Annotated in this window: 7 protein-coding genes; 3 read left to right on the top strand and 4 right to left on the bottom strand. The window is 59.5% G+C overall.

The genetic code is table 11. The features are described 5' to 3' along the window. A partial coding sequence (locus tag ACT67G_RS11565; RefSeq protein ID WP_443664333.1) for a hydratase occupies nucleotides 1-1,678 on the bottom strand: 1,678 nt, incomplete at its 3' end. 329 nt (nucleotides 1,679-2,007) lie between these two features. Between ACT67G_RS11565 and ACT67G_RS11560 the strand changes: the two genes are divergently transcribed. Next, nucleotides 2,008-2,436, top strand: coding sequence for a MarR family winged helix-turn-helix transcriptional regulator (locus tag ACT67G_RS11560; protein ID WP_325244726.1), 429 nt, complete (start codon nucleotides 2,008-2,010; stop codon nucleotides 2,434-2,436). Then, entirely contained in the window at nucleotides 2,433-3,140 is a 708-nt protein-coding gene (locus tag ACT67G_RS11555) for a YczE/YyaS/YitT family protein (RefSeq protein WP_443664332.1), read from the top strand. The genes ACT67G_RS11560 and ACT67G_RS11555 overlap by 4 nt, the downstream gene beginning before the upstream one ends. A gap of 122 nt (nucleotides 3,141-3,262) precedes the next feature. Here the strand turns inward: ACT67G_RS11555 and ACT67G_RS11550 are convergent, their stop codons facing one another. After that, nucleotides 3,263-4,699, bottom strand: a complete 1,437-nt coding sequence (locus ACT67G_RS11550) for a sodium-dependent transporter (protein WP_443664331.1) — start codon at nucleotides 4,697-4,699, stop codon at nucleotides 3,263-3,265. A gap of 180 nt (nucleotides 4,700-4,879) precedes the next feature. Between ACT67G_RS11550 and ACT67G_RS11545 the strand changes: the two genes are divergently transcribed. Then, nucleotides 4,880-5,428, top strand: a complete 549-nt coding sequence (locus ACT67G_RS11545) for a cysteine hydrolase family protein (protein ID WP_443664330.1) — start codon at nucleotides 4,880-4,882, stop codon at nucleotides 5,426-5,428. A 48-nt stretch (nucleotides 5,429-5,476) separates the two neighbouring features. On the opposite strand, the gene ACT67G_RS11540 is transcribed toward ACT67G_RS11545, so the two are convergent. Together ACT67G_RS11540 and ACT67G_RS11535 are read right to left on the bottom strand one after the other, a co-directional pair. Then, nucleotides 5,477-5,890: an Hsp20/alpha crystallin family protein gene (locus ACT67G_RS11540; RefSeq protein WP_325245658.1), complete on the bottom strand. Its 414-nt coding sequence runs from the start codon at nucleotides 5,888-5,890 to the stop codon at nucleotides 5,477-5,479. A gap of 255 nt (nucleotides 5,891-6,145) precedes the next feature. Continuing rightward, the coding region (locus ACT67G_RS11535) for an adenine deaminase C-terminal domain-containing protein (protein WP_443664329.1) at nucleotides 6,146-7,284 on the bottom strand (1,139 nt) is incomplete at its 5' end.

The following is a 7,284-nucleotide window of genomic DNA, read 5'->3' as shown; positions in this document are numbered from 1 at the left end:
AGCGGTAGGAGGAGGTCTCGCCGGAGGGGATCAGCTCGTCGGTGGTGGTGACGGGATCCCGCAGCACCGCGGCCAGTTCCACCAGCAGGTTCTCAGAGAGGGGCTGCATCTTGGGCCAGTCGGTGATGTTGGGCCCCATCACCAGCTCCACGCTGGGATCCGCTTTGCCGAAGCCGTAGTAGAGACGCCGGTCATAGACGCCCTTGTCAAAGTGGTAGTCGTGGTGGACGGGGCCATAGTCGATGTCCGTAGCAGGCGTGATCTTTCCGCCGTTCAAGGCCGTGGCGGCAATGGACCGGGCGTCCATGAGGCACACGGCGGCAAATTGGCCCTCGCCGGGCTTGGAGCCCTCCCGGTTGGGGAAGTTGCGGGTGGTGTGCCGCAGGGAGAGACCGTTGTTGGCGGGGACGTCCCCAGCGCCGAAGCAGGGGCCGCAGAAGCTGGGCTTGATGACGGCGCCGGTCTCCAGCAGGTCCGCCGTGGCGCCAATTTTGGTGAGCTCCAGGCTCACCGGCACGCTGGTGGGGTACACATCCAGGGTAAAGGCACCGTTTCCGGTGGAGCCGCCCCGGAGGATGTCCGCCGCCTCGGTGATGTTGTCAAAGAGGCCGCCGGCGCACCCGGCGATGACGCCTTGGTCAGCCCAGACGCCGCCGTCATGGATCTTGCAGCAAAGCTGGGGATCCGCCTTGGGATAACGCTTACGGGCGTCCGCCTCCACCCCGGCAAGGATCTCCTCCGCATTGTCCAGGAATTCCCGAATGGTCCAGGCGTTGGAGGGGTGGAAGGGCAGGGCGATCATGGGCTCCACCTGAGAGAGGTCGATCTCAATGTACCGGTCATAGTACGCGCCGTCCTGGGGATGGAGGGGGCGGTAGTCCCCGGGACGCTGGTGAGCCTGGTAGAAGCCCTCCGTCACAGCGTCCGTCTCCCAGATGGAGGAGAGGCAGGTGGTCTCCGTGGTCATGACATCGATGCCGTTGCGGAAGTCGATGGGCAGCGAGGCGATGCCCGGCCCGCAGAACTCCAGCACCCGGTTGTTGACGAAGCCGGAGGCAAAGGTGGCTTTCACCAGGGCGATGGCCACGTCGTGCGGGCCGACGCCCCGGCGGGGCGTGCCGGTGAGATACACCAGCACCACTTCCGGATAGTCGATGTCCCAGGTGTTTTTCAGCAGCTGCTTGGCAAGCTCCGGTCCGCCCTCGCCCACGGCCATGGTGCCAAGAGCCCCGTACCGGGTGTGGGAGTCGGAGCCCAGGATCATCCTGCCGCATCCGGCCATCTGCTCCCGGGCATAGGAGTGGATGACGGACTGGTTGGCGGGGACATAGATACCGCCGTATTTCTTGGCGGCAGAGAGGCCGAAGACATGGTCGTCCTCATTGATGGTACCGCCCACGGCGCAGAGGCTGTTGTGGCAGTTGGTGAGGGCGTAGGGAATCGGAAATTCCTTCATGCCGGAGGCCCGGGCCTGCTGGATGATGCCCACATAGGTGATGTCGTGAGAGATCAGGGCGTCAAACTTGATCTGCAGGTGCCCCGGATCGCCGGAGACACTGTGGGACTGGAGAATGCTGTATGCCATGGTCCGCCTGCGGCCTTCCTCCGGGGAGAGGGAAGCGCTGGCACAGGGGGCGCCGTTTACCAAAAAGGCGCCGTTTTCGTGAAGTGTGATCATGGGGGAGACCTCCTGCGTATCACGGGGAGCCCGTGTTTCTTGCGTTTCAATATACCACAAAGGATTCCGCTTGAAAAGCCCTGTTTTGCAGGATTGAGCACTTCTTCCTGCAAATTTGGCAAGGGTGACAGAATCGGCGGCGGCGGGAGGTCACTGGGAGGGGACAATGCCGGAAGGGCTTCCGCCCTCAAGAGCGGTCTTGTGAAAAGAGCCAACAACCTGCGGAGTTGGCTGTGGGTTTTCTGGGACATTGTATATTGTATCAGATGGGAAAATGCACTATCATACAAAAGGTTTGAATTAAAACTAATTGCGGAGGAAAGAGAAAGATGCTGGATCAGGAGCTGCACTTTTTGCTGCTGCGGGCTTTCCATCACAGCAACCGCCTCATCACCCAGCAGATCGCTGTACTGGGCCTTTATCCCGGGCAGCCCAAGATCCTGGAGTATCTGCTGGAGCACGATGGCTGCATTGCCCGGGATATCTGCCGGGACTGCGTGTTGGACAAGTCCACCATGACCAATCTGTTGGGGCGGATGGAGCGCCAGGGACTGATTGTCAGGGAGGAAAACGGTCAGGATAAACGGGCGTCCTTCCTCCGGCTGACGGATGAAGGACGTGCTTTGGCGGAGCAGGCCAAGGAGATCTTCCGCCAGACGGACGCCCGGGCAGCCCGGAACCTGTCCCCGGAGGAGCAATCCCAGCTGGTACGGCTGCTGAAAACAGTAACGCAGAATTTGGAGGAGGAGACGAAATGAAACATCTTGCACCGCGGTACGGGTTCTTTGTCTTGGGGGTGGCCATCAACTCGTTTGGGGTGGCCTTTATTACCAAGAGCGCCCTGGGAACTTCCCAGATCTCCAGTGTCCCCTATGTGCTGAGCTTGTGGCAGCCCAGCATGAGCTTCGGCATGACCACCTTTTTGTTCAATATGTTGTTCATTTTGACGCAGATCGTGTTGCTAAAGCGGGATTTTCACCCCATCCAGTTCCTCCAGATCGCCGTCAATCTTCTCTTCAGCAGCCTCATCGATGTCAGTATGGCGCTGCTGTGGTTCTTTCAGCCGGAGACGCTGTTGGTACGGCTCATCAGCCTGCTGGTGGGCTGCGTGATCCTGGCGGTGGGCATCTCCATTGAGGTGGCGCCGGATACCCTGGTGGTTCCGGGAGAGGGCGTTGTGCGGGCCATCTCCCAGGTCAGCGGAAAGCGGTTCGGTACCGTGAAGGTCTACTTTGATGTGACACTGATCGTCATTGCGGTGGCGCTCTCCTTCCTGTTCTTCGGCAAGCTCAACGGCATCGGCGTGGGCACGGTGGTCTCCGCTCTGACGGTGGGGAAGTTCGTCAATATCATCGACCGGCGCCTGCCGCTGATCGGCTGGATCCGGAGCCTGAAAGAGCAGCCGGAAAAACGGGAGGAGATCCAGGAAGAGGCCTCCGAAAATCAGCCCGCCGGTATCTGAGAGCCTAAAAATGGTAAAATAAAAGCCACCGGCAAGTCCGGTGGCTTTTTCATATCACAACTGGAATCAGAAAAAGCAGCGGCCAGCCGGTTTCGGCTGGCCGCTGCGGCAGTTATAGGAGATCAGTTTTTGCTGCGGCGGGCCATGAAGAACACGAAGAGCGCCACGAGGACACAGATCAGGATCCGCCACAACCAGTTGGAAAGGCCCAGAATCAGAATAGCCAGGATGATGATGGGCAGGATGAACTGGAAGTAGGGCTTGAAGACACGGGCCATCCGAAGTCCGGTGCCGGTATTGGCCTCTGCCAGGTACTTGTCAAAGCCCCAGCCCCATTTGGAGACGCAGAAGAGCAGATAGATCAGAGAGCCGATGGGAAGCAGCAGATTGCTCACCAGGAAGTCCTCGATATCCAGGATCTGGCCCACAGCGCCGCTGGGCAGCGTGGCCTCGAAGTACCAGAGGTTATAACCCAGCACACAGGGCATGCTGGCAATAAGAATGAAGATGCAGCAGACGACGGTGGCCTTCTTCCGGGACCAGCCGAAGCTGTCGATGCAGCTGGCCATGATGTTCTCAAACACCGCCAGCACCGTAGTGAAGCTGGCAAAGGTCATGAACAGGAAGAACAGTGCGCCCCACAGCCGGCCGCCGGCCATGTTGACAAATACCCGGGGCAGCGTCATGAAGATCAGGGCAGGGCCGCTGTTGGCCTCCACGCCGAAGGAGAAGCAGGCGGGGAAGATGATCATGCCGGACATAAGGGCCACGAAGGTATCCAGGCAGCAGATCCGCACGGCCTCGCCGGTGAGGGAGTGCTCCCGGGACATGTAGCTGCCGAAGATCTCCATGGCGGCGATGCCCAGGCTCAGGGTGAAGAAGGACTGGTTCATGGCGGCGGTGATGACGTTGCCGAGGCCCGCCTCGGAAGCGCGCTGGAAGTCCGGCAGCAGGTAGAACTTCACGCCCTCCATGGCGCCGTCCAGGGTCAGGCTATGGACAGCCAGCACCACGATCAGGGTCAGCAGGGCCAGCATCATCCACTTACTGATGCGCTCCAGACCCTTCTGCAGGCCGAAGGAACACACCAGGAAGCCAGCCAGTACGATGATCACCATAAAAATGGTCATCTCGCCGGGATTGGCCAGCATGGTGGAAAATACGCCGTCCACGGCGTCGTTGGACACGCCCTCAAAGGCACCCACGGCAAACTTATAGAAGTAGTCCAGCATCCAGCCGGCCACGGTGGTGTAGTACATCATCAGAAGGCAGCAGCCGATGATGCAGAACCAGCCGTGAATGTGCCATCTGCTGCCCTTGGGTTCCAGCGCTTTGTAGCCCTCCACCGCGCTCTTGCGGCTGGCACGGCCCACCGCCAGCTCCATGGTCAGCACAGGCACGCCCATGATCACCAGGAACAGCAGGTAGAAAAGCACGAACACGCCGCCGCCGTAAAGGCCGGTGATATAGGGGAATTTCCACACATTGCCGATGCCGATGGCGCAGCCGGCGCTCACCAGCAGGAATCCCAGACGGGATTGGAAGTTTTCACGCTTCAATGTTCTCTCTCCTTATTTCTCACACGATTCCGGCAAATTCTTGGAAAATTTGCCGACAGCACATCTATGTTAGTCGTTTACCAGGGAAAAGTCAACTTCTTTTTCCTCGGCAGGAGGACACTCTTGCGCCGGGGAGGAGAATTTGCTATAGTGAGAAAAACACAGCGGGAGGGATCACATATGGATGTATTGGTGGTTGTGGATATGCAGAACGACTTCGTCTCCGGTGCCTTGGGGACGCAGGAGGCCGCTGACATTGTACCCTACGTGGTGGGGCGGGTGGTGGATGGACTCAACCGGGGTGAGACCGTCTTTTTTACCCGGGATACCCATGAGGCGGACTATCTTTCCACCCAGGAGGGGAAGAAGCTGCCGGTGCCCCACTGCATCCGGGGAACGGAGGGGTGGGAGATCATCCCCCAGCTTCAGGAGTACGCCGCCCATCCCATTGACAAACCTACCTTCGGCAGCCGGTACCTGGGGGCGTTGCTGAAAGCCCAGGACGAGGATCTGCGCAAACAGGGACAGCCCGGGGTGGAGAAGGTGACGCTCATCGGGGTGTGCACGGATATCTGCGTCCTCTCCAACGCCCTGCTGGTCAAGGCCTTTTTGCCGGAGGCGGAGATCGTGGTGGAGGCCGGATGCTGTGCCGGGGTGACGCCTCAGGCCCACTGCACGGCTCTGGAGGCCATGAAGGCCTGCCAGATCACTGTGGTTCAGGAAGCATAAGAAATGAGCCCCGCGGCTAAAGCCGCGAGGCTCATTTTGCTTATGGGATTACTGGATGGAGATCTGCCGGCTGGCAGGAGCCTGGGCGGTCTTCTTGGGCATCTTCAGCTCCAGAACGCCGCCTTCGTAGCTGGCGGTGATCTCGTCGGCCCGGATGCCGGAGACATCGAAGCTCCGGCTGTAAGCGCCGTAGGAGCGCTCGCAGCAGACGTACTTGTCTTTCTTCTGGACATCCTCGTGCTCGGAGTGACGCTCCGCCTGGATGGTCAGGGTGTCGCCGTCCAGATTCAGGTGGATATCTTCCTTCTTGAAGCCGGGCAGGTCAGCCTTCAGGGTGTAGTGGTCACCCTCATCGGTGATGTCGGTCTTGAACTCCGCCAAGCTGGGGCTGGAGAAGAAGTTGTTGTTGAAAAAGCGCTTTTCCATTTCCTCCATCTCGGAGAACGGGTTCCAAACGTTCATAGAATTTCTGCCATAAGGTCTCAGGTCAAACATAATCAATTCCTCCTTAATATATGAAGCATGATCCGGAATTGATTCGGCGGTTATGGATCATCAGGATGCCGCCGGATGGGAACGGGGGTTCTTCCATCGCCCCTGTTCTTTTTTACAAGCCTTATGATAGAGCCCAAAATCGGAAATTGTATGACAGAAATATGAACGATTTGTAAACATTAGCACTCTCAACGTGAGAGCGCTAATGTTTTGCAGAGGCCTTTATACGTAGCTCTGGGTGGAGACGTCGAAGACGCCGCGGGTGGTAATGCGCAGGGTGGGAATCACCGGCAGCGCCATGAAGCTCAATGTCATGAAGGGATCGATGCCGGGGTTCACGCCCAGGTCGTGGGCGGCGGCCTTGGCGGCCTCCAGCTTTGCATTCACCGTCACCAGGGGTTCGTCGCTCATAATGCCGGCGATGGCCAGGGGAACTTCTGCCTTGGGGACTCCGCCGTCCCAGACTACGATGCCGCCGCCCAGCTCCACCACCCGGTTGGCGGCGGCAGCCATATCGGCTTCATTGGTGCCCACCACGATGATGTTGTGGGAATCGTGGGACACGGAGGTTGCTACGGCGCCGGACTTGAGGCCGTAGCCCTGCAAAAAGCCGATGCCGATGTGGTGGGTGTTCTTGTGACGCTCCACCACCGCGATTTTCAGCACGTCGTACTCCACGTCGATGCGGTCGGAGTACCCGGCGTCCACGGTGGTGATCTCTCCGTCCACCATGCCGATGATGCCCCGGGGCCGATGCTCCGAGAAGTGCTCGGCGGTGAGGGGCTCCACGTGGAAGGTGTTCCGGGCCCGATCCTCCAGATAGGATTCAATGGGCGGCGCCGGGAAGTCTTTCACCACGCCGTTCTCCACCATCAGCTCGCCCCGCTTGTAGACCTTTTCAATGGTGAAGTCCTGGAAGTTGTCAATGACCACAAAGTCCGCCAGGTAGCCGGGGGCGATGGCGCCCCGGTTATTGAGCAAAAAGTACCGGGCAGCGTTGTGGCAGGCCACCTTCACGGCGGTGATGGGGTCGGCGCCCAGGGCGATGGCCTTTTTCACCATGTAGTCGATGTGGCCCTTTTCCAGCAGGTCGTTGGGGTGCTTGTCATCGCTGCAGAACATGCACCGCTCGGAATACTTGTCGCACAGCAGGGGGAACAGGGCGTCCAGATTCTGGGCGGCGGTTCCCTCCCGGATCATGATAAACTGGCCCCGCTCCAGCTTGGCGATGGCGTCGTTCAGATCGTGGCACTCATGGTCGGAATACACACCGGCAGCCACGTAGGCGTTGAGGTCGTTGCCCACCAGGTCCGGGGCGTGGCCGTCGATCTTCTTGTGATGGGCCTGAGCCGCCACGATCT

It is taken from the genome of Dysosmobacter sp., assembly GCF_052306735.1.
GTDB lineage: Bacteria > Bacillota > Clostridia > Oscillospirales > Oscillospiraceae > Oscillibacter.
The sequence above is the reverse complement of the archived record's forward strand: the minus strand, read 5'-3'. Positions and strand labels throughout refer to the sequence as shown.